Source organism: Bradyrhizobium sp. FW305-F6, from assembly GCF_058782905.1.
In genome coordinates this window covers 741765-760838 of the sequence record NZ_JBYSYD010000002.1, presented here as the reverse complement: position 1 = coordinate 760838, position 19074 = coordinate 741765, and the positions used below count along the sequence as shown (strand labels likewise).

Annotated in this window: 21 protein-coding genes and 1 riboswitch; of the genes, 5 read left to right on the top strand and 16 right to left on the bottom strand. The window is 65.0% G+C overall.

What is annotated here, in order from left to right:
* Positions 1 to 49: 49 nt before the first annotated feature.
* The 3 genes from AC3WLX_RS14900 to AC3WLX_RS14890 all read right to left on the bottom strand — a co-directional run bounded on the left by AC3WLX_RS14900 (position 50) and on the right by AC3WLX_RS14890 (position 1270).
* Complete coding sequence (locus AC3WLX_RS14900; protein ID WP_291624706.1) at positions 50 to 301, bottom strand: hypothetical protein; 252 nt, start codon at positions 299 to 301, stop codon at positions 50 to 52.
* Positions 302 to 485: 184 nt separating this feature from the next.
* Positions 486 to 746, bottom strand: a complete 261-nt coding sequence (locus tag AC3WLX_RS14895) for a hypothetical protein (protein WP_492336514.1) — start codon at positions 744 to 746, stop codon at positions 486 to 488.
* Positions 747 to 886: 140 nt separating this feature from the next.
* Positions 887 to 1270 (bottom strand): RidA family protein, encoded by a 384-nt coding sequence (locus AC3WLX_RS14890; RefSeq protein WP_492336513.1) that lies wholly within the window; start codon positions 1268 to 1270, stop codon positions 887 to 889.
* A gap of 469 nt (positions 1271 to 1739) precedes the next feature.
* Here AC3WLX_RS14890 and AC3WLX_RS14885 point away from each other — a divergent pair, with 469 nt between their 5' ends.
* Complete coding sequence (locus AC3WLX_RS14885) at positions 1740 to 2174, top strand: hypothetical protein (protein WP_492336512.1); 435 nt, start codon at positions 1740 to 1742, stop codon at positions 2172 to 2174.
* A 144-nt stretch (positions 2175 to 2318) separates the two neighbouring features.
* Here AC3WLX_RS14885 and AC3WLX_RS14880 read toward each other — a convergent pair whose 3' ends face one another.
* On the bottom strand, positions 2319 to 3014 hold the full coding sequence (locus AC3WLX_RS14880; protein ID WP_492336511.1) for a glutathione S-transferase family protein: 696 nt from the start codon (positions 3012 to 3014) through the stop codon (positions 2319 to 2321).
* Positions 3015 to 3126: 112 nt separating this feature from the next.
* Here AC3WLX_RS14880 and AC3WLX_RS14875 point away from each other — a divergent pair, with 112 nt between their 5' ends.
* Entirely contained in the window at positions 3127 to 3366 is a 240-nt protein-coding gene (locus AC3WLX_RS14875) for a DUF6429 family protein (protein WP_492337294.1), read from the top strand.
* A 488-nt stretch (positions 3367 to 3854) separates the two neighbouring features.
* On the opposite strand, the gene AC3WLX_RS14870 is transcribed toward AC3WLX_RS14875, so the two are convergent.
* The 8 genes from AC3WLX_RS14870 to AC3WLX_RS14835 form a co-directional block, all read right to left on the bottom strand.
* Positions 3855 to 5648, bottom strand: a complete 1794-nt coding sequence (locus tag AC3WLX_RS14870) for a phospholipase D-like domain-containing protein (protein WP_492336510.1) — start codon at positions 5646 to 5648, stop codon at positions 3855 to 3857.
* 342 nt (positions 5649 to 5990) lie between these two features.
* Positions 5991 to 6503 (bottom strand): mismatch-specific DNA-glycosylase, encoded by a 513-nt coding sequence (locus AC3WLX_RS14865; RefSeq protein WP_492336509.1) that lies wholly within the window; start codon positions 6501 to 6503, stop codon positions 5991 to 5993.
* Positions 6504 to 6943: 440 nt separating this feature from the next.
* The gene (thiC, locus tag AC3WLX_RS14860) at positions 6944 to 8842 is read right to left on the bottom strand and encodes a phosphomethylpyrimidine synthase ThiC (RefSeq protein WP_492336508.1); all 1899 of its coding nucleotides are present in this window, start codon (positions 8840 to 8842) and stop codon (positions 6944 to 6946) included.
* A gap of 184 nt (positions 8843 to 9026) precedes the next feature.
* Entirely contained in the window at positions 9027 to 9632 is a 606-nt protein-coding gene (locus AC3WLX_RS14855; protein ID WP_492336507.1) for a thiamine phosphate synthase, read from the bottom strand.
* Entirely contained in the window at positions 9619 to 10401 is a 783-nt protein-coding gene (locus AC3WLX_RS14850; protein ID WP_492336506.1) for a thiazole synthase, read from the bottom strand. Before AC3WLX_RS14850 ends, AC3WLX_RS14855 begins: the two co-directional genes overlap by 14 nt.
* 164 nt (positions 10402 to 10565) lie before the next feature.
* Positions 10566 to 10763 carry a sulfur carrier protein ThiS gene (gene thiS / locus AC3WLX_RS14845; protein ID WP_492336505.1) on the bottom strand — a complete coding sequence of 66 codons (198 nt, stop codon included), beginning with the start codon at positions 10761 to 10763 and terminating at the stop codon, positions 10566 to 10568.
* The gene (locus AC3WLX_RS14840) at positions 10754 to 11779 is read right to left on the bottom strand and encodes an FAD-dependent oxidoreductase (protein WP_492336504.1); all 1026 of its coding nucleotides are present in this window, start codon (positions 11777 to 11779) and stop codon (positions 10754 to 10756) included. The genes thiS and AC3WLX_RS14840 overlap by 10 nt, the downstream gene beginning before the upstream one ends.
* Positions 11767 to 11895, bottom strand: a riboswitch (TPP riboswitch). Its footprint overlaps the gene before it by 13 nt.
* A 122-nt stretch (positions 11896 to 12017) precedes the next feature.
* Positions 12018 to 12608: a transglycosylase SLT domain-containing protein gene (locus AC3WLX_RS14835; protein WP_492336503.1), complete on the bottom strand. Its 591-nt coding sequence runs from the start codon at positions 12606 to 12608 to the stop codon at positions 12018 to 12020.
* Between the two features lie 228 nt (positions 12609 to 12836).
* Here AC3WLX_RS14835 and AC3WLX_RS14830 point away from each other — a divergent pair, with 228 nt between their 5' ends.
* Entirely contained in the window at positions 12837 to 13052 is a 216-nt protein-coding gene (locus AC3WLX_RS14830; RefSeq protein ID WP_492336502.1) for a hypothetical protein, read from the top strand.
* Here the strand turns inward: AC3WLX_RS14830 and AC3WLX_RS14825 are convergent, their stop codons facing one another.
* A complete protein-coding gene (locus AC3WLX_RS14825; protein ID WP_492336501.1) occupies positions 13053 to 14375 on the bottom strand; it encodes an ATP-binding protein in 1323 nt (440 codons plus the stop codon).
* Between the two features lie 10 nt (positions 14376 to 14385).
* Positions 14386 to 15171: a response regulator gene (locus AC3WLX_RS14820; protein WP_291624668.1), complete on the bottom strand. Its 786-nt coding sequence runs from the start codon at positions 15169 to 15171 to the stop codon at positions 14386 to 14388.
* 181 nt (positions 15172 to 15352) lie between these two features.
* Between AC3WLX_RS14820 and AC3WLX_RS14815 the strand changes: the two genes are divergently transcribed.
* Both AC3WLX_RS14815 and AC3WLX_RS14810 read left to right on the top strand, forming a co-directional pair.
* The gene (locus tag AC3WLX_RS14815; RefSeq protein WP_492336500.1) at positions 15353 to 15901 is read left to right on the top strand and encodes a hypothetical protein; all 549 of its coding nucleotides are present in this window, start codon (positions 15353 to 15355) and stop codon (positions 15899 to 15901) included.
* 199 nt (positions 15902 to 16100) lie between these two features.
* Positions 16101 to 16643 (top strand): PRC-barrel domain-containing protein, encoded by a 543-nt coding sequence (locus AC3WLX_RS14810; protein ID WP_291624666.1) that lies wholly within the window; start codon positions 16101 to 16103, stop codon positions 16641 to 16643.
* Positions 16644 to 16718: 75 nt separating this feature from the next.
* Here AC3WLX_RS14810 and AC3WLX_RS14805 read toward each other — a convergent pair whose 3' ends face one another.
* Both AC3WLX_RS14805 and AC3WLX_RS14800 read right to left on the bottom strand, forming a co-directional pair.
* The gene (locus AC3WLX_RS14805; protein ID WP_492336499.1) at positions 16719 to 18281 is read right to left on the bottom strand and encodes a DUF4403 family protein; all 1563 of its coding nucleotides are present in this window, start codon (positions 18279 to 18281) and stop codon (positions 16719 to 16721) included.
* Positions 18282 to 18421: 140 nt separating this feature from the next.
* Positions 18422 to 19057, bottom strand: a complete 636-nt coding sequence (locus tag AC3WLX_RS14800; protein ID WP_492336498.1) for a Vgb family protein — start codon at positions 19055 to 19057, stop codon at positions 18422 to 18424.
* Positions 19058 to 19074 lie beyond the last annotated feature (17 nt).

Below are 19074 nucleotides of genomic sequence, written 5' to 3'. Positions count from 1 at the left end.
AAGGACGCATGCACGTCCTTGCCCGTCTTTCGTCCGCCGGTCGATTACCTCACCACTTGCAGCTGCCGCTCTTGAGCGCCGCGTCCTTGACCATGAGGGCGTCGATGAAGGTCGGCACGCTCGCGCTTGCGCGATGATAGCCGGCCGGCCACGGCGTGGTCGGGATGCTCTCGTCCCAGATCTGGCAGAAGCCGCTGTCCTGCCAGCGGATCAGGTGATAGCTGGCCTCGGCCGGGCTCGCGGCGGCGAAGGCGGTAATGGCAACACCGGCGGCAGCGCACAGCATGGAAATACGACGCATGATCAGCTCCTCAAATAAATGACGTGACGCGCCTCCCGGCAATGGCGGGAGGGGTGGTGCGGGACGCGGTTGGGCCTGCGCCCCGGACAAGACGTGAGTAGTTCCGCCTGGCGCCGAGGTTCAAAAGGAAAGGGCGGATCGCTCGCGCGACCCGCCCTTTGAATCCGGTCCGTCGTGAGCGCGTTCAGAGCGTGCACTTGCGCTCGGAGCGCAATTTGATCTGGAGGTCGGAAGCCTGCTGGAAGGTCGGGAACGGCTTGCTGACGACCTTGTAGGTCGACACCCCGATCTGGAACGGCTTGTACTTCAAGTCCTCGTTCCAGACCTGGCAGATGCCGGTGTTGTCCCAGCGGATCACGTAGTAGCCGACCGCCGCCGAGGCCGGCACGGCGAACACGGAACTGGCGATGCCGGCGATGGCACAGAGGGCGAGAACGCGACGCATGAAGTATCTCCTGTGGGAAAGTGGATCCTAGAGTTCGTGCGGTAAAAGCAGGACCTTTGCAAGCCGGGGCGCGGCGGCTCACGGACATGTCAGTCGTTCCATGGCATTTGGTTCGGCCGCGTGCCCGGCCGGCCACACGCTCACCTCGCCAGCGACGCCACCGCCTCGATCTCGATCAGCATCTCCGGCCTCGGCAGCGCCTGCACCACGCACGTCGTCCGCGCCGGATAGGGCGGCGGGCCGAAGGCGCCGGCATAGAGCGCGTTCATGGCGGCGACGTCGCCGGCGCGGGTCAAGAGCACGTTGACCTTGGCGAGGTCGCGGAAGGTGGCGCCGGCCTCGTCCAGCACGCGGCGGATGTTGACGACGACGTTGGCGAACTGCGCCTCGAAGTCGTCGGGCAGTTCGCCCGATGCGTCGAAACCGGGAATGCCGGAGACGAACAGGAGATCGCCGACGCGCGTCGCAAACGACAGCGGCGGCGCCTTGACGTGCGGCGGGGGCGCGAAATGCTGGATCGGCATGGGGTCACCTCAAGGACGGTCGCGGGACGCATGGACGGGGGCGAGGGAGGAGCCTCGCAAAACGAAAGTGCGAAAACAACCCCATGCACAGTAGGCGCCGCACGGAAATCATTGATGTTTTCCAGAATTCGTAAAAGACGAAGCATTCGCTTGCTCCGCCGGGCAATACAGGGGTAGTATGGCATGCTGGCGAAGGTCGGTGCGCGGCTCCAATCTCCGCTGTCATGCCCCGCGCAGGCAGGGCATCCAGTACGCCGCGGCTTCTCGGCTCGATCACAACCTTCTCGGCGTACTGGATCGCCCGCCCCTGTGCGCAATTGCGCACTAGGCGGGCGATGACAGTTGGGGTGTTGCAACAGCCCGCAACCCACGTCCATCCACCCCATCATGTTGCCGCCGCGATCGATCGGATACATTCGCCGCGTCTGATTCGAATCCACTCTTGAAAAAATAGCCCCCGGAGACACCCATGAAGCTCGCATCCATCTTCCGCGCCGCGCTGGTCGCGATCGCCGCTCTGGCCGGCCTCTCGACCGCCGCGCAGGCCGATAGCGGCACGGTGACGCTGACGATCTACAAGGCGGGCTGGATCATCGGCGGCTCGGGCGGCTCGGGCGTGCTCAACTTCCGCGGCCGCACTTACGCGCTCTCCACCGGCGGCCTCGACTACGGCCTCGTGTTCGGGGGATCGAAGACCGTGCTGCGCGGACGCGTCTCGAACATCAACCGCCCCTCGGACGTCGCCGGCGTCTATGGCGCCGCCGGTGCCGGCCTCGCCGTCGGCCGCGGCGCTCGCGCCATCGTGCTCTCCAACCAGAAGGGCGCGGTGCTGGAGCTGACCGGCACGCAGGTCGGCCTGATGGCGAATGCGGATCTCAGCGGGCTTGCGATCACGATGAGGTAGGGCGAGGTGCCGTAGGGTGGGTTAGCCCTGCGGATGCGCGAAGCGAGTCCGCGGGGCGTAACCCACCTCTTTGACGTCTCCGGAGACGAACAGTGGTGGGTTACGCGTCGGACAGCGCTTCGCGCCGCCCGAAGCTAACCCACCCTACGATTTCTCGACCATCGCATGCACCCGCTCGCAATGCGCGACGAGATTTCCGTGCGCATCGACGAAGGCCTTCAGCGGCGTCGGGATCGGGAAGTAGTAGATGTTCGCGATGAAGCCGTAGATGCCGGCGTCACAGCTCGTCGGCGCCGCGCCGTGGACGAAGCCCGCGGCCGGCACGATCTCTGCCAGCACCTGCAAATCCGCAAGCCCCCGCGCGTAGGCCTGCTCGGGTGTGTAGCGGCCGATGCCCTGGAAATGATAGCGCTGCGCGTTGTAGGCCTTGGCCTTCTCGAAGCCTTCGCTACCGACCTGCGGATGCTGCGCGATGAAGCCGTCGCGGAACGCCGGGTAGAAGCGCTCGTCCTTCCAGCGCGAATAGGACATCACCCAGTAGAGATCGTCGAGCATGCGCGTCATGAGATGGTTGGTGCGGCGCTGCTCCGCGGACAAGCCGGCGTCGATCGAGAGGCGATATTTCGTAGTCGCATGCGCGATGATGGTCTCGCTGTCGCCGATCGTCTCGCCGTCGTCGACGACGTAGGGCAGCTGCCCGCGCGGCGCAGCGGAGGTGTCGAAGACGTGCTCATGCACGAACGGCACGCCCGCGAGCTTGAGGAAGGCATAGACCTTCAGACCGTAGCCGTTGTTGTCGGCGACACCGAAGAGTTGGGGGTAGGAGTAGAGGGTCAGCATGGGCGTGCTCCTCTGGGGGGTGTCGCAAGCATGACGGGGTATGGCGACGGACGCAACGGTGGTCTGGTCGCCCGCATGAGCGCAGCGACATGCGGGAACGGGCTCCCCGGATATCGCTGACGCTCATCCGGGTTACGTCAGTGCGCCGCTTGACGACGCTGCGCTAGCCTTGCTCTATCTCACCCTGCACGACGGCTATCGGGCCTGGAAAGGATTCGACTGGGGCGTGCTCGGCCGCCTGCATGACAAGGGCATGATCGACGATCCCGTCGGCAGGGTGAAGTCGGTGGTGTTCACGGACGAAGGACTCGCACGCGCGAAGACGCTGTTCAAGGAATTGTTCGAGGAGTGATGTCGTGTCGCTGGTGGCGTGCCCCGGACGCAGTGCAGCGCGCCCATGGCGATGCGAAGCATCGTCCAGCGCGGCGGGATGCGCTGCCGAGCCGGGGCCCATGACGACGCGTGCCGAAGCTTCTGGGTCCCGGGTCACGCTACGCTTGCCCGGGACCCGAGCGCAGATCTCGTAGGGTGGGCAAAGGCGCGCCCTTCGCGCGCTGTGCCCACGCCCTGCCGGACCAGCGAAGAGATCGTGGGCACGGCGCAAGAGCGCCTTTGCCCACCCTACGACACCGCGTGTGCGGCGCTAGCTTTCATTCACCTCCGCAGCGATCCACGCCGCCGGTTCGCGCCAAGGCTCGATCGTCCAATGTCCCGACGCACCCCCGGGAAGGTGACGGCAGCACGAATGTCTCCGCACAATTGTAGCCCGCATGAGCGTTTGCGACATGCGGGACCATTATTGATTTCCGTGTGTGGACAGGAGACCGTCTCCCGAACGATCTAGCTGAAGCCAGTCATGCTTGAAAAGATTGCAACGCGCTTCTGCTTCAAGCTCCCTCGCTTGTACTTTTTGATCCAGCTGTCGTCCTCTGCCAGGAACAGGCTCTCCCGGTCGCGCTTGCGCTTCTCGTCCTCGTCGAGCTTCAGTGTGGATTCCTGGACCGAGCGAAAATAGTAGTGAAAGAAAAGCCGGTTGAACTCGGTGAAGTAGATATCCGCCACACGGCGGTCTCCGCGGATGACCAGCATGTTCTCGTCGTTGTCGTTGGTGGACGGCTTGCTGAAGTTCGCCGAGCCCGTCACGACGATCGGATCGTCGGAGAGCGGATCGGCCAGAAGAAATTTCGAGTGAATGTAGCTGACGTGCTTGTTGAGTTTGAGCAGTTTGGCGTTCGTCTCGCGGGTCCATTGGTAGAGAGGATCGCGCAAGAACGAACCCCACGCCTTGTAGACGTTGTTGTCGGCGTTGAGACCTACGAACGCCTTCTTGCTCCTGGGGTTCGGCTTGTCCTCCTTCTCGAGGAGGAAGAAGGCGATGTGGCTCGCTGAGGTGTTGTCGCTGAAAAGGTTCTTGAACACCTCGCTGATGCCGAATGCGAGCGTGATGCAGGAGACGTTCTTGGCGTCGTCGATCATGTGGGCGTACATGTCCAGAACGTCCGAGCCGCTTCGCGGGCTGAAGATCGAGGTGGTGCCGGATTTGACGTCGGTCAATGATGCCGGCGTCTCCTGCAACTCTTCGACGGCGGCCCTGAGCTCCTTGTTCTTGCGCCTGACCGTCGCGGCGTCGTCGCCGTCCTTCGGGCCTGGGTCTTCGCTGAGGAGATCCCAATAGGCTTTGAATTCGCTTGCGATACGGGCGTCGCGGACCCAATGGCCGACATTGGTCTGGCCGTGGATGCCGCCGTCGGAAAGGTTGGTGGACCCGGTCCACACTTCGGCGGGCTCCGCGCGTTTCCCTTTCAGCAGGACCATGAACTTGTTGTGCTGGATTTCATTCGGCTTCGCTTCGCGCAGGATGACGTTCCTCTTCGCAATGCCGGCCTCTTTCAACATTCTGAGATTGTCTTCGCGCGGAAAGCTTTCGTGAAACACGCCCTTGTTGTCGGTGCTCTCGTTCACCTTGGCATCGACGATGAGCTGCAGTTCGACGCCGCGGTCTGCTGCGGCCTTCAGTGCCTGGGCAACGGGCAGATAGCGAAATTCGTAGAAGCAGCACAGCAATGTGTCGTTCTTCTTCGCGTTGGCGATGAATTCCAGCATCGCTTCGTCGAGGCTCCGGCTCAGCCACTCCATGGCTTCTTTGCGCTTTTCTGGATCAAGTTTGTCCGGCTTCTTGTTGTCGAACTTGCGGGCATAAGCCTGGCTGCTGGCAATTCCGCGATTGAAGAACACGTCGTGCTTCTTCGACGAGAACAGCGGCTCGGTGCGCACCTCGATCGAAATCGGCGGAGCGCTCCGATCCAGATTCTTCGGTGTGCCTTTCAGCGGATGGAAGAGATACTCGTAGGTTCGTTTCGGCTTGGCCGTGAAGTCGTCCCAGACGAAGCTCTGAACCGGATGGTCGAAGGTCTTGACCGTCGTCGTTTCGTCGGGGTTTGGAACAACGGACGGAAATACCTTGTACCCGAACATGAAGTATCTCTCCTTCTCCGCCGGATCGCTTCGCTCGACGGCGAAGCCGAGCAGCCCCTTTGTGTCGGCGTCCTTGAAGTCGATGCCGAATGAAACGGTGTTGGTGCCGGACACGGCGAACACCTGATAGCCATTGGTCTTTCGAGATTTGAATCGCATGAAATACCCCTGCGGCTGCCAAATATGGATCAATTACAGGGGGTCTTATACCATCGAACAATCTCTAATTGATGTGGGCGGATTGGATTTTTTTCACGATGATAGGGGTCTGCGCTACTCTTGGCCGGGACACGGGAGCAGATGCAATCCGGCAGCGCCGTAGGGTGGGCAAAGGCGCGCATTTCGCGCGCCGTGCCCACGACCTGCCGGACACACGGAAAGAGCGTGCGCCGGCGCAAGAGCGCCTTTGCTCACCCTACGCAGCTTGTGCGTCCGTGGCGACAGATGCGGTGGGTTACGCCGCGCCGCCTGCGCCTTGCGCAGTCGCGCGTCTAACCCACCCTACGCAGCGATCCACGCCGCAAGTTCGCGCCACGGCTCGATCGTCCAATGCCCCGAAGCCGCACCGGACGGCGACGGCAGCACAAATATCTCCGGCAAGCTTTCGTCGCGCACCTGCCGCCCCAGCGAAATCGCAGCTGACGGCCGGCGATAAAACAAGCTCACCGCCTTCTTGCTCGTGAACGCAATCGTCTGCGGCCGGTACTTCTCCATCTTCGCCCTGAACCCCGCCACGTCGATCGTCTCCGCCGCGATCTGGTGATCCATCCCGGCGCCGGTCTTGGACAGATCGGTGAAGCCAATCCCGAGTTCGATCAGCGACGCGCACTCGCTTGGCTGATAGCGTCGCGGCGTGATCCCGGCCTCGTGGATCGCGCGCCAGAAGCGGTTGCCGGGATGGGCGTAGTAGTGCCCGAGCTCGGCCGAGCGCGTCGAGGCGGCAGTGCCGACGAAAACGAGGCGGAGGTCGGGACGGAGGAGGTCGGGGAGGCGGTGGGGGGTGGGCTGGGGCACGTCAATTGACCGCGGCTGTAGCCCGCAGGAGCGGAGCGATATGCGGGACGACAAAGACACCAGACCTCGCTACGCTTATCCAGCTTGCTTACCGGCGGTAAAACGGGAAGACGATAGAAATGGCAATTGGATTTAGCGAGCGCTTTGATTTCGGTCCCATCATAGGATGGGAACTCTATCAGGTGACAAGGTGGTTTCTCGGCCATCGCCAAAATGACCGGGTCATCCAGAGGACGAGTTGGTCATTTGCAATCGGAGATCTAGAGCTGGAGGACCTCACGGAACAAGAGTACCAAAATCGTCGTAGCTAGCGGTCCCAGCGTTCCACCACCATACTGGATCGAAACAGTGTCAAACGAAGAGAGGCCGAGCTCTCCGCCGGCCTCTCAAATTTCGATGGATGCCCGGGTCAAGCCGGGCATGACAAACGGAGAACTGCCTCACAACACCCGATTGCTCTCCTTCACCTTCTCAGCATCCAGATACAAGCTCTCGCCCATCTCCTTGAACTTCGCGCTCATCTTGGCCATGCCGTCCTCGGCGGTGCCGCTGATCGACATCCCCACGCTGTTGGGATCGTTCAGCGTCGCCGCGTAGTCCCGCACGTCCTGCGTGATCTTCATCGAGCAGAACTTTGGGCCGCACATCGAGCAGAAATGAGCGACCTTGTGGGCTTCCTTCGGCAGGGTCTCGTCGTGGAAGTTTTTCGCGGTCTCGGGGTCGAGGCCGAGGTTGAACTGGTCGGTCCAGCGGAATTCGAACCGCGCGCGGGAGAGGGCATCGTCGCGCAGCTGCGCGGCGGGGTGGCCCTTGGCGAGGTCGGCGGCGTGGGCGGCGATCTTGTAGGTGATGACGCCGGTCTTGACGTCGTTGCGATCGGGCAGGCCGAGATGCTCCTTCGGGGTGACGTAGCAGAGCATGGCGCAGCCGAACCAGCCGATCATGGCCGCGCCGATCCCTGAGGTGATGTGGTCGTAGCCCGGCGCGATGTCGGTGGTCAGCGGTCCCAACGTGTAGAACGGCGCCTCGCCGCACTCCTTGAGCTGCTTGTCCATGTTGATCTTGATCTTGTGCATCGGCACGTGGCCGGGGCCTTCGATCATGACTTGGCAGCCCTTGTCCCACGCGATCTTGGTGAGTTCGCCCAGCGTCTCCAGCTCGGCAAACTGCGCGCGGTCGTTGGCGTCCGCGATCGAGCCCGGACGCAATCCGTCACCCAGCGAGAAGGAGACGTCATACTTGCGCATGAGGTCGCAGATCTCGTCGAAATGGGTGTAGAGGAAGCTTTCCTTGTGATGCGCCAGGCACCACTTCGCCATGATCGAGCCGCCGCGGGAGACGATGCCGGTGACGCGGCTGGCGGTGAGGTGGATGTATTGCAGGCGCACGCCGGCGTGGATGGTGAAATAGTCGACGCCCTGCTCGCACTGCTCGATCAGGGTGTCTTTGTAGAGCTCCCAGGTCAGCTTGACGGGATCGCCGTTGCACTTCTCCAGCGCCTGATAGATGGGAACGGTGCCGATCGGCACCGGCGAGTTGCGCAGGATCCACTCACGGGTGGTGTGGATGTTGCGGCCGGTCGAGAGGTCCATCACGGTGTCGGCGCCCCAGCGGATCGCCCACACCATCTTCTCGACCTCCTCCTCGACCGACGAGGTCACGGCGGAGTTGCCGATATTGGCGTTGATCTTGGTCAGGAAGTTGCGGCCGATGATCATCGGCTCGAGTTCACTGTGGTTGATGTTGCAGGGAATGATGGCGCGGCCGCGCGCGATCTCGTCGCGGACGAACTCGGGCGTGATGAAGGCGGGCACGGAGGCGCCAAAGCTCTCGCCGTCGGCGAGGGCGGCTTCGGCGCGCTCGAGCTGCTGCTTGCGGCCGAGGTTTTCGCGGGCGGCGACGTAGATCATCTCCTTGGTGATGATGCCGGCGCGGGCGAATTCGAGCTGGGTGATCTTGTGGCCGTCGAGGCCGCGCAGCGGCTTGTGATAGGCCGAGAAGGCGCGCGCGGCCTTGTCGGTGGAGACGCCGCCATTGTCCTCCGGCTTGACCTGGCGTCCCTCATATTCCTCGACGCCACCGCGCTCCAGGACCCATTGCTTGCGGTTGCGCGGCAGGCCGGCGTTGACGTCGATGGTGACATCAGGGTCGGTGTAGGGGCCGGAGGTGTCGTAGACCGGCAGGTTGGGCTCGCCGGCGCCTTCGGACAGGATGATCTCGCGCAGCGGCACGCGGATGTCAGGCGCGGCGTCGGGGGTCGCGAAGATCTTGCGCGAGGAGGGCAGCGGACCGGTGGTGACGGCGGGCACGGTTTTGTCGGGATTGGAGCGGATGTTCATGGGGATCCTCCTTAACTCAGTTCGTTGGCGTCGCTGCGCGAGAGACAAATTCGGCTGTCATCCCCGCGAAGGCGGGGATCCAGTATTCCAGAGGCGGTTCGGCTAGGGCCGAGAAGGCGCGGCGTACTGGATCGCCCGGTCAAGCCGGGCGATGACAGCGTGGGTGAGGTGAGAGCGAGGCGCATCACTCTGCCTCCTTCAGGCCGAGCCATTGCCGCACGCGGGCATCGGGGTCGCGGTTCTGGGTGACGTCCGAGACAACCGCGATCGAATCCGCGCCGGCGGCGAAGATCTCCGCGGCGTGCTCGAACTTGATGCCGCCGATCGCGACCAGCGGGATGGCGCCGATGCGCTTTTTCCATTCCGTGATCTTCGGAATGCCCTGCGGCTCGAAGCGCATCGACTTCAGCGTGGTGAAGAAGATCGGGCCGAGGGCGACATAGTCGGGCTTGGCTTCGAGGGCGGTGGCAAGCTCGGAATCGTCATGGGTGGAGATGCCGAGCTTGAGGCCGGACTCGCGGATCGCGCCGAGATCGGCGTCAGCGAGGTCCTCCTGGCCGAGATGCAGATACTCCGCGCCGGCGACGATCGCGGCGCGCCAATAGTCGTTCACGACCAGCTTGGCCTGCGTGCCCTTGGTGATCGCCAGCGCGTCGGAGACGATCTGAAGCGCCTGGGAGTCGTCGAGCTCCTTCGCGCGCAGCTGGATGGTGCCGACGCCGAGCCTGGTCAGGCGTTCGACCCATTGCAGGCTGTCGACGACGGGATAGAAGCGATCAGGATATTGCATGCCAGAACGGGGTCCCAACGACAGGGGTGGAGGGGGAGGCGAAATCGCGGGCGTTCATCAGCCCGGCCTCGTAAGCGGTGCGGCCGGCCTCGCAGCCGAGACGGAAGGCGGTCGCCATCGCGACGGGATCGGCGGCCTTCGCGATCGCGGTGTTGAGCAGCACGGCGTCATAGCCGAGCTCGAGCGCCTGCGCGGCATGACTGGGCGCGCCGAGGCCGGCATCGACCACCAGCGTGATGTCGGGCAGCCGCTCGCGCAGCAGTTTTAGCGCATCGCGGTTGGTGATTCCCTTCGCGCTGCCGATCGGGGCGGCCCACGGCATCACCACCTTGCAGCCGGCGTCGACCAGGCGGTTCGCGACCGAAAGATCCTCGGTGCAATAGGGGAACACCTCGAAGCCGTCCTTGATCAGGATGCTCGCGGCTTCGACTAGGCCGACGACGTCGGGCTGCAGCGTGTCGTTGTCGGCGATGACCTCGAGCTTGATCCAGTTCGTGCCGAACAATTCGCGCGCGAGCTTGGCCGTCGTCACCGCCTCGCGCACGGTGCGGCATCCCGCGGTGTTCGGCAGCACAGACACGTCGAGCTCGCGGATCAGCTTCCAGAAGGCGTCTCCGGTCTTGCCGCCGGCGGATTCGCGCCGCAGCGACACCGTGACGATGCCGGCGCCGGAGGCGCGGATGGCGTCCTGCATGATCGCGGGCGAGGGATAGAGCGCGCTGCCGATGAGGAGGCGGGAAGAGAAGGTCTTGCCGTAGAAGGTCACCATGGTTTCAATTTCCTCTCAGGCGACTTGCACAGACCGTCATCCTGAGGTGCGCGCACTTGCGCGCCTCGAAGGATGACGGCGCCGCTTGCGGCCATCCTTCGAGGCGAGCCGAAGGCGGCTCGCACCTCAGGATGACGGCGGAGTTTGCGGCGGCATTCATCACCTCACCCTCCCTGCCGCGGCGTGATGATCTCGATCTCGTCGCCGGCCTTGAGCTGCGTCTCGGCCCAGCGGCTTTTCGGCACGACGTCGTAGTTCAGCGCGATGGCGAAATGGGTGCCCTCGTAGTCGAGCTCGGCGAGCAGCGCGTCGACGCTGGCGGAAGTCACCTCGCGCTGCTCACCATTGACGATCACGCGCACTGCATCACCTCGTTGTCGATCTGGCCGCGCTGGACATAGGCGAGCGTCAGCTCGGCGAGCGCGGGCGCGATCAGGAAGCCGTGGCGGTAGAGGCCGTTGACGCTGATCTGGCTGCCGCGGACGCCGATGCGCGGCAAATTGTCGGGAAAAGCGGGCCGCAGCCCCGAGCCGAACTCGACGATGCGGGCTTCGCCGAACGCGGGATGCACGGCGTAGGCGGCGCCCAGCAATTCCAGCGCCGAACGCACGCTGACGCCGGTGTCCTCGGCCTCGATCGATGTCGCGCCCAGCATGAACAGGCCGTCCTCGCGCGGGATCACGTAGAGCGGCCAGCGGGGATGGATCAGCCGCACCGGGCGCGCCAGCTGCACCTCGTCCGTCTCGATCAGGATCATCTCGCCCTTGACGCCGCGAAGCTCGCTCTGCTCGTCGCGGGCACCGAGCCCGCGGCAATCGATCACGATGGCTTTGGGATCCAGGTTGGCCAGCTCGCTCGCGGTGACGTCGCTGCAGAATTGGATGGTGCCGCCGGCGGCGCGGATGCGCTGGTGGAGTTGCGGCAGCACGCGGCGCGGCTCGACATGGCCTTCGGCCGGGAAGAACAGCGCGTCGCGGAAGCGGCCTTCCAGCGACGGTTCGAGCGCGGCAAGGCCTGCGGCGTCGAGCCGGCGGTGGTCCTCGGTCATGCGCGCAAAGCGCTCGAAATCGTTGCGCTCGCGCGGATGGGCGACCACGAGCGAGCCGTTGAACGGCGTGTCGGGCAGCTCGCGCCGCCACAGATCGAGCGAGCGCAAGCCGAGGCGGCTGATGATGGGTTCCGCGACCTCGGCCTCGCAATAGGGCGCGAGCATGCCGCCGGCCCAATGGCTGGTCGAGTCCGTCATCGCCTCGTCACCGCGCTCGTGCAAGGTGACGGCGTGGCCGGCCTGCGCGAACAGCAGCGCCTGCCAGGCGCCGGCAATGCCTGCGCCGATGACGGATACCGGTGAATCCGGTCGCTTGGTCGTCTGCAACATCCCTGTCCCTTCGCCGGCATGACCCGGATCAGGTTCAAAGGGTCACCGCGGTCTTGGGCAGGATTGCCCATTTAGCGGTATCTCAGCTCCTCCTCGGAGCACCCCTCGGAACGGTGCTAATGTAGGACAGTGACGGGCGGTGTCAACGCGTGTCGGCACAGGCCGGTCATGCCGGGGCGGCTCGAAGAGCCGAACTCCGGTGCGCAATTGCGCACCTGAGAATCTCGAGATTCCGGGTTCAGTCCTGCGGACTGCCCCGGAATGACGGTTCGTGCGGAACCTGCGCTCGCGCGTTGCGGACGCGCTGGGCGAGCTTCCGCGGCGTCGGCGCGCCGAACATCGGCTGCGGATTGCCGTTCGGCTCCAGCCAAGGCTGGCCCATACCGCCCTGGCCCATGGTGTCGCCCATACTTGCGACCTGCACGGTTTCCTGGCGCTGCCGCTTCGCGGCGTAGTAATAGCCGCCCGCGAAATAACGCACGGCTCTCGTATGGTCGCCATTGGCGGCGCGATAGGCGCCGGCGAGGTACTTCACGGCGTAGGTGAGGTTGGTGTTGGGATCGCGCAGGCCGGCGGCATCGCCGGTGTAGCCGACCCCGCGGGCGGTCGCGAGCTTGATCTGCATCAGCCCGATGGTTCCGCCGCGGCCGACGAGGTGCGGCTGATAGCGGCTCTCGCGCATGATGACGCGATGCACCAGCGCTTCGGGCACGCCATTGGCGCGGGCATGGGCCGCGACCATCTCGGCATATTCGGCTTCGCCGGCAAGAGCGGCCTGCGGCAAAATCAATCCGGCCGCCAGCAGCGCGGCAACGCGTAAAATTTTCATCAGATATCCTCAAATTGCCTGCGCCCGCTGCCGTTAGGCGACGAGATCGCGGCGATGATGTGGCCAAACGCCGCCGTCGATGTTTTTGCGGTGCCGTGCCGCCGTTACGACTCAAAGCTGGCGCAATCGAGCTGCCGGGGCGAAGACCCCGCTCGCGACAGCACGCCTGTCTATTCGCGCTGCCTCGCGAAAGCGAGTATGCAAGCGCTGCAAATCGGGAGAGGTGCCATGACAAAAGCCGACCTCGTCACTGCATACACCACCGACATCCCCAGACATAACCCTTGCGCCCAATGCGGCACGCCGATCGACCAGCCCGACTGGGTGGAACCCGGTGCGGGGCGGATTTCCTACCTCTGGACGTGCCGCGCCTGCAATTACCGTTTCGAAGCGGTCGCGATCTTCGATCCGGCTGCGGCCGAGCACCCGCCGCTCGCGGCTTGATCACGCCGCGAGCCGGCTCGCCTGCGAGATCGGCAATCGCATCCGCACGATCAGGCCGTGCGGGACGCGGTCGTGCAGCGACAGCTCGCCGCCATGGGCCAGCGCGATCGCGCGGGCGATCGACAGGCCGAGCCCGAAGCCGGTGGATTCGTCCATGGTGCGCGCGTCGTCGCCGCGCACGAACGGCTCCAGCATCTCCTGCTTGCGCGCATCCGAAATGCCGGGGCCGTCGTCCTCGACGTCGATGACGAGTGTTGCGCCCGCGACGGCGAGGCGGATGGTCACATCGGCGCCGAAGCGCACCGCGTTCTCGACGAGGTTGGTGACGCCGCGATGCAGATCGTCGGGCCGCGCCGCGGCGGTCGCCGATGCGGGGCCCTCGTAACGTACGACATGGCCCATGTCGCCGAACTGGTCCGCGACCAGCTGCAGCGTGCTGGCGATGTCGACCAGCGTCACGGCCTCTATCTTGCGGTCGTTGCGCAACAGCGACAGCACCGATTCCAGCATCGCGCGCATCTGGTCGAGATCCATCAGCATGCGCTTGCGGTTGGCCTCGTCCTCGATGAACTCCGCGCGCAGGCGCAACCGCGTGATCGGCGTGCGCAGGTCGTGGCTGATCGCCGCCAGCATCCGCGTGCGATCCGACATCAGCCGCGCGATGCGCTCGTGCATGCGGTTCAGCGCGCGCGCCGCCGAGCGGATCTCTTCCGGGCCGCGCTCGGGCAACGGCGCGGCGGTGCCGTCCAGGCTGAAATTTTCCGCGGCCTCGGCGAAGGACGACAGCGGCCTCGTCAGCGCGCGCGCGGCCCACAGGCCGAGCACCGTGACGCAGATGAACGTGCTCATCAGCGCCATCAGCCACGGGCTGCCCCAGAACCATGGCCGCGGGCCGCCATCGACCTGGCCGACAATCACAGCCCCGTCGGGCAATCGCACGCCGACGCGCGGCGCGGTGCCGCCTGACGCCAGCAGCCCGGTGCCGTAGGCGCGGCCGAGCTGGCGGCGCATCCCGCGCAGGTGCGGGGCGTCGCTGTCCTCGAGGTTTGCAGTGCCGGGCGCCAGCATTTCGATGCCGAGCCCGGGGAAGGCGCGCGCCAGATCGGCGAGCAGGCGCGGACGCTCGCCGGCCTCGGCCGAGCCGAGCAGCAGCGCGGCATCGGCCAGTTGATGCGTCGCGTCCGGCGGCGCGTCATGGCGGTCGGGCCGGCTGATCAGGAAGGCTGTGGTGACGACGAGATGGAGCGCGGCGGTCGAGGCCAGCACCAGCACGGCGATCTGCCCGCCGATCCCCTTGAGGTGGAAGAATCCGAACGGCTTCATCGGCGCGCCATCAACTGCCCGGGGGGAGCGCAACCGCTTCGGAACTCGCCGCTTCCGCCCGTTCGGCTTCGGCGCCCGCAATCTCGGTTCTCGGCGTGAACAAATAGCCGCCGGAGCGCACCGTCTTGATCAGGGTCGGGTCGGCCGGATTGGGCTCAATCTTGCGGCGGATGCGGCTGACCAGCACGTCGATCGAGCGCTCGAACGAGCCGGTGTTGCGGCCCTGCGTGAGGTCGAGCAGGCTGTCGCGCGACAGCACGCGGCCGGGCCGTTCGCAGAACGTCCTGAGCAGATCGAACTCGGCGCTGGTCATCGCGACGCGCGCGCCTTCGGGATTGCGCAATTCGCGCAGCCGCAAATCGATGCGCCAGCCTTCGAAGGCGAGCGTCGAGGCGCCTTCGACCGAGCTGGCCGCCTGCGCAGCCGCCTGGCGGCGCAGCACCGCGTTGATGCGGGCGAGCAGCTCGCGCGGATTGAACGGTTTCGGCAGGTAATCGTCCGCCCCCATTTCGAGGCCGACGATGCGATCGACGTCCTCGCCGCGCGCGGTCAGCATGATGATCGGCGTCAGTGACTGGGCGCGCACCTTGCGGCACAGGCTGAGGCCGTCCTCGCCGGGCAGCATGACGTCGAGGATGATGAGGTCGACGCGGTGGTCGGCCATCGCGCGCGACATCTCGCGGCCGTCGCCGACGGCAGTGACGTTGCAGGCGTTGTTGCGCAGGTATTTCGCAATCAGCGTCCGCGTTTCGCGGTCGTCCTCGACGACCAGGATATTGGGATTGGGAGTGGCCATGCGCTTTGTTGGTCCAAAATTCGGGCCGAATGGCGAAGATTTTTGTTTCGGATTGTTTCTGTCCGCCGGCCCCGCAACAGGCGGCAATCGCCCCACCGCCGAGCGGCAAGTCCTCGTTAAGGCCGTTAACCATACCGTGGCGTGGTCCGCGGCGAAAACCCGCAAAACCAAGGGAGCCATCATGACCACGATCTCGGCGGCCTCCGCCGGCAACCATCAATCGCCGCTGCAGCGGCTTCAGCAGGAATTGCAGTCGCAAGTCTCGGCCGGCACGATCGCGTCGTCGGACCAGTCCGCGCTCTCGACGGCGCTGACGGATATCGACACGGCGCTCCAACAGAGCCGATCGAGCGGCGCGCCTCCCTCCAAGGAGGAGATGCAGTCGAAGATCGACGACCTCATCTCGAGCGAAGTGTCGAACGGGACGCTGACATCCGACCAGGCGGAGGAGCTGAAAAGCGTGTTTCAGTCTGCCTTCGCGGGCGGCGCGGGTGGACCGGGTGGCGCAGGCGGCCCACCGCCCGGTCCGCCGCCGGACGAGGACTCTTCGGATTCGACGTCGACGGATTCCACGAGCAGCAGCTCGACCGACCAGACCACCGCCGAGATCCTCCAGCAATTCCTGGAGGCGCTGCAGCAGTCGCAATCGTCGGCATCGTCCTACGGTGCCAACGGCAGCTCATCCGCCAAGTCTGATTTCTCCGCGCTTCTGATCGACTACAAGAGCTGACCACGCAGGTCAGCGCGAGCCCCGCCGAGGTCGTGCTTCTCCCAGGGTGCATGATCGTCGGCGGGGACCGTGCAGAGCAAAATGTTCCTGAGTGACGCAGGAACGTTCGCAGATGCGCGACGAAATTGCGGCGCTCACGGAACCGGGCGTGGCCAGCGCTGTTTTCTCTGCACAAGTTTTCTGTGAAGGAGAAGACAACATGATGAAGTCGATCGTCGCCGGTCTTGCCGGCACTGCCCTGCTTACGACCGTTGCGTTTGCGCAATCGCCGACCGCCACCGGCGACAAGGCCGCGCCGTCGGCCACGGCCACGACCACCACCTCCACCGCCGCGACTGCCTCGACCACCGCGACCGGCCAGTGGCGCACGTCCAAGATGGACGGGCTGAAGGTCTACAACGAGGCCAACGAGAATATCGGCTCGATCAATGATCTGTTGATGGACAAGAACGGTGACATCAAGATTGCCGTGATCGGCGTCGGCGGCTTCCTCGGCATGGGCGAGCATCTCGTTGCCGTCCCCTACGAGAAGCTGAAGTTCGTCAATGAGCCCGTTGCCTCGACCACCGCGAACACGGGCACCAGGCCCGCCGGCACGACGACTGGCGCTGCGACCGGCACCGACAGGCCTGTGGCGACCACGACGACGTCGTCCGCATCGAAAATGTACCCGGATCATGCCGTGTTCAATGCGAGCAAGGACGAGCTGAAGAACATGCCGCAGTTCAAGTACGCGGAGTAATCAGGCTCTGAACTTCAGCGAAGCGCGCCCGGTTTTCACCGGGCGCGCTGTCGCGTCTGTTCGCCTCACGACGCGCTACTTCGTCGGCAGCTTCGTTACAAACACATTTAGCATGCCGCCCGCTTCCGCGACGACGCGGAGCGTCTTGGAATCGAAGGCGATGTCGGCAAGCGTCAGGCTGTCGATCCTGGCATCGACCTTGAGGCCGTCTTCGCTCTTCTGGTAGTCGGCGATCGCGGCGGCGATCTTCTCGCGCGCGTTGGCAGCGATCGGCTTCAGGTCGAGCGTCGCCCTCTGGAGCAGTGCTTGCTGCATCTGCGGCACCGCCGCGCGCGCGGCGGCGCCGAGCAGGCCGAAGGCGGCCTCCGATTCCACCGCGAGCTCGATGTCGGTCAGTCGCAGCGTCTGCTGCGCCTGGTCCAGCACCGGCCGGCCCCAGATGTGCACGGTTGCCTCCGCGCCGAGGCCGAACCAACTTTTCTTCTCCTTGGCGCGCACCAGAAGCGAGATCAGCAGCCGCTCGCCCGATGGCGTCACGTTGACGCTCCTGACGGTGACGTCGACCGGGCCGGAGCCGTCCTCGGGATAGGTGCGGCCGACCATCTGCCCTGCGATCAGCTTGTTGATCTCGGTGAAGGGCACGTCGATCGGCACGCCGATGTTCACGCCCGTGCCGGTGGGCGGCACGATCGAGATCTTGTCCGGGAAGGGACAGTCGGGCTTGGTCGGCGTCGCGGTGACGCGTGTCTCGGCCTCTAAGCCGAGCAGCAGGGTCACGGCCTGCGCGTCGACGCGCGGCTGCGCCGCGATGGCGCGGATCGGCTTCATTTCGAGCCAGAGCGGCGGCAGTGCGGAGCCCGAGCCTTGCAGCGGAATCGAGCGGCAGGCCTTGGCCCACTGCACTTTCGCATTCTCGCGCAGCGAAGGATCGTTGCGGATGCGTTCGGAGACGATGTTGATCTGCTCGCCGACATTCTTGTCGATCAGCGGCTTCACCTGCGCCGGCACGTTGACCTTGGCGCCGGCGACGTTGAGGTTGGTGTCGCCGAGATTGACCTGGGCGCCGAGATTGGGCTCCAGATGCCAGGCGGCGGCGAGCTTGGGGCGCGAGGTGACGACCACGTTGCCTTTGATCTCGGCGCTGGCATTCAGGTTCTTGATGTTCACCGCGCCGATCCGCTTCGCGGCGTCACCGCCGAGCACGCTGCCGAGCGCATCGCCGAGCGCGCCGGTGGCTTTCGACGACAGCGAGCCCGTCACGTTCAGCTTGCCGGTGAGCGGCGTCGAGATCGTCAGCACGTCCTTGTCGCCGGTGGTCGCCATCGGCCCGCGCACGGCGGACCAGCCGATGTCGGCGTTCTCCAGGATCTGCGAGATCGGGTTCTCGGCCTTGCCGGCGAAATTACGCGGCGCCGCCTTCTCGGCCTGCTCGCGGATCGCAGACAGCGCGATGGCGACCGGCGCGACCACGATAGAGCTCTTCGACGCCGGCGGCAGCGGCGGCAGTTGCGCGACCGGCGGCGCCGGGTTGGCGGCGCGCGGCGCGAGCCAATCCATCGCCTTCAGGCTGATGAAGAACGACGCCGCGAGCACTGCGACCCCGATTACGATAGTCTTCAGGTTCAATGTCAGACGCATCAATCCCCCAAGCCGCCCCAGCGGGGATTTTACAGGGCGGGCGAGGAAGGCGCTAGAGCGCACCGATAGGGTGGAATTGGGGCGAACAGGTTTACGGCAGAGAACGCGCGCTGGCCGGGCCTGAAGCAATCACGATAAGATTAACGCCTCGGACGGCGGACCGCTCTCACCTTGCCGCGATTGCCGCCCCCGCAGAAGAAGCGATCGCTGCCGTCGGATTCCAGCCCCGACACGATCGTCCCGGCAGGCATGTCGATCTGCTCGATCACCTTGCCCGTTTCCGGGTCGATCCGCCGTAAATCGCTCTGTTCGTTCTCCCAGGTGCCGTGCCAGAGCTCGCCGTCGACCCAGGTCACGCCGGTCACGAAGCGCTTGCTTTCGATGGTGCGGAGGACCTTTCCCGTTTCGGGATCGACCTGATGGATCTTGCGCTCACGATATTGCCCGACCCAGAGCGAGCCTTCGGCCCAGGCAAGACCCGAATCGCCGCCGCCGCCCGGCGCCGGAATCGTGCCGAGCACCTTGCCCGAGGCTGCGTCGATCTTCTGGATGCGATCCTCGGCGATCTGGAACAGGTGGCGGCCGTCGAACGCCGTTCCCGCATGCGCGGCGACGTCGATGGAGCGCGCGATCCTGCCGTCGGCCGGATCGAAGGCATTCAACTTGTCGCCGGAGGCGAACCAGACATGCCTGCCGTCATAGGTGACGCCATGCACGTCCTCGACTCCTGGAAAGGGCCCATACTCCGTGACGATCTCGGCAGCCGAACGTTTCATGTGCTCGATCCCTGTGC

What these genes read in the sequence shown, in the direction of transcription:
- AC3WLX_RS14900 (WP_291624706.1), bottom strand. Translation starts at nt 301, where the DNA reads ATGCGTCGTATTTCCATGCTGTGCGCTGCCGCCGGTGTTGCCATTACC.
- AC3WLX_RS14895 (WP_492336514.1), bottom strand. Translation starts at nt 746, where the DNA reads ATGCGTCGCGTTCTCGCCCTCTGTGCCATCGCCGGCATCGCCAGTTCC.
- AC3WLX_RS14890 (WP_492336513.1), bottom strand. Translation starts at nt 1,270, where the DNA reads ATGCCGATCCAGCATTTCGCGCCCCCGCCGCACGTCAAGGCGCCGCCG.
- AC3WLX_RS14885 (WP_492336512.1), top strand. Translation starts at nt 1,740, where the DNA reads ATGAAGCTCGCATCCATCTTCCGCGCCGCGCTGGTCGCGATCGCCGCT.
- AC3WLX_RS14880 (WP_492336511.1), bottom strand. Translation starts at nt 3,014, where the DNA reads ATGCTGACCCTCTACTCCTACCCCCAACTCTTCGGTGTCGCCGACAAC.
- AC3WLX_RS14870 (WP_492336510.1), bottom strand. Translation starts at nt 5,648, where the DNA reads ATGCGATTCAAATCTCGAAAGACCAATGGCTATCAGGTGTTCGCCGTG.
- thiC (WP_492336508.1), bottom strand. Translation starts at nt 8,842, where the DNA reads ATGAACATCCGCTCCAATCCCGACAAAACCGTGCCCGCCGTCACCACC.
- AC3WLX_RS14855 (WP_492336507.1), bottom strand. Translation starts at nt 9,632, where the DNA reads ATGCAATATCCTGATCGCTTCTATCCCGTCGTCGACAGCCTGCAATGG.
- AC3WLX_RS14850 (WP_492336506.1), bottom strand. Translation starts at nt 10,401, where the DNA reads ATGGTGACCTTCTACGGCAAGACCTTCTCTTCCCGCCTCCTCATCGGC.
- AC3WLX_RS14840 (WP_492336504.1), bottom strand. Translation starts at nt 11,779, where the DNA reads ATGTTGCAGACGACCAAGCGACCGGATTCACCGGTATCCGTCATCGGC.
- AC3WLX_RS14835 (WP_492336503.1), bottom strand. Translation starts at nt 12,608, where the DNA reads ATGAAAATTTTACGCGTTGCCGCGCTGCTGGCGGCCGGATTGATTTTG.
- AC3WLX_RS14830 (WP_492336502.1), top strand. Translation starts at nt 12,837, where the DNA reads ATGACAAAAGCCGACCTCGTCACTGCATACACCACCGACATCCCCAGA.
- AC3WLX_RS14825 (WP_492336501.1), bottom strand. Translation starts at nt 14,375, where the DNA reads ATGAAGCCGTTCGGATTCTTCCACCTCAAGGGGATCGGCGGGCAGATC.
- AC3WLX_RS14820 (WP_291624668.1), bottom strand. Translation starts at nt 15,171, where the DNA reads ATGGCCACTCCCAATCCCAATATCCTGGTCGTCGAGGACGACCGCGAA.
- AC3WLX_RS14815 (WP_492336500.1), top strand. Translation starts at nt 15,353, where the DNA reads ATGACCACGATCTCGGCGGCCTCCGCCGGCAACCATCAATCGCCGCTG.
- AC3WLX_RS14810 (WP_291624666.1), top strand. Translation starts at nt 16,101, where the DNA reads ATGATGAAGTCGATCGTCGCCGGTCTTGCCGGCACTGCCCTGCTTACG.
- AC3WLX_RS14805 (WP_492336499.1), bottom strand. Translation starts at nt 18,281, where the DNA reads ATGCGTCTGACATTGAACCTGAAGACTATCGTAATCGGGGTCGCAGTG.
- AC3WLX_RS14800 (WP_492336498.1), bottom strand. Translation starts at nt 19,057, where the DNA reads ATGAAACGTTCGGCTGCCGAGATCGTCACGGAGTATGGGCCCTTTCCA.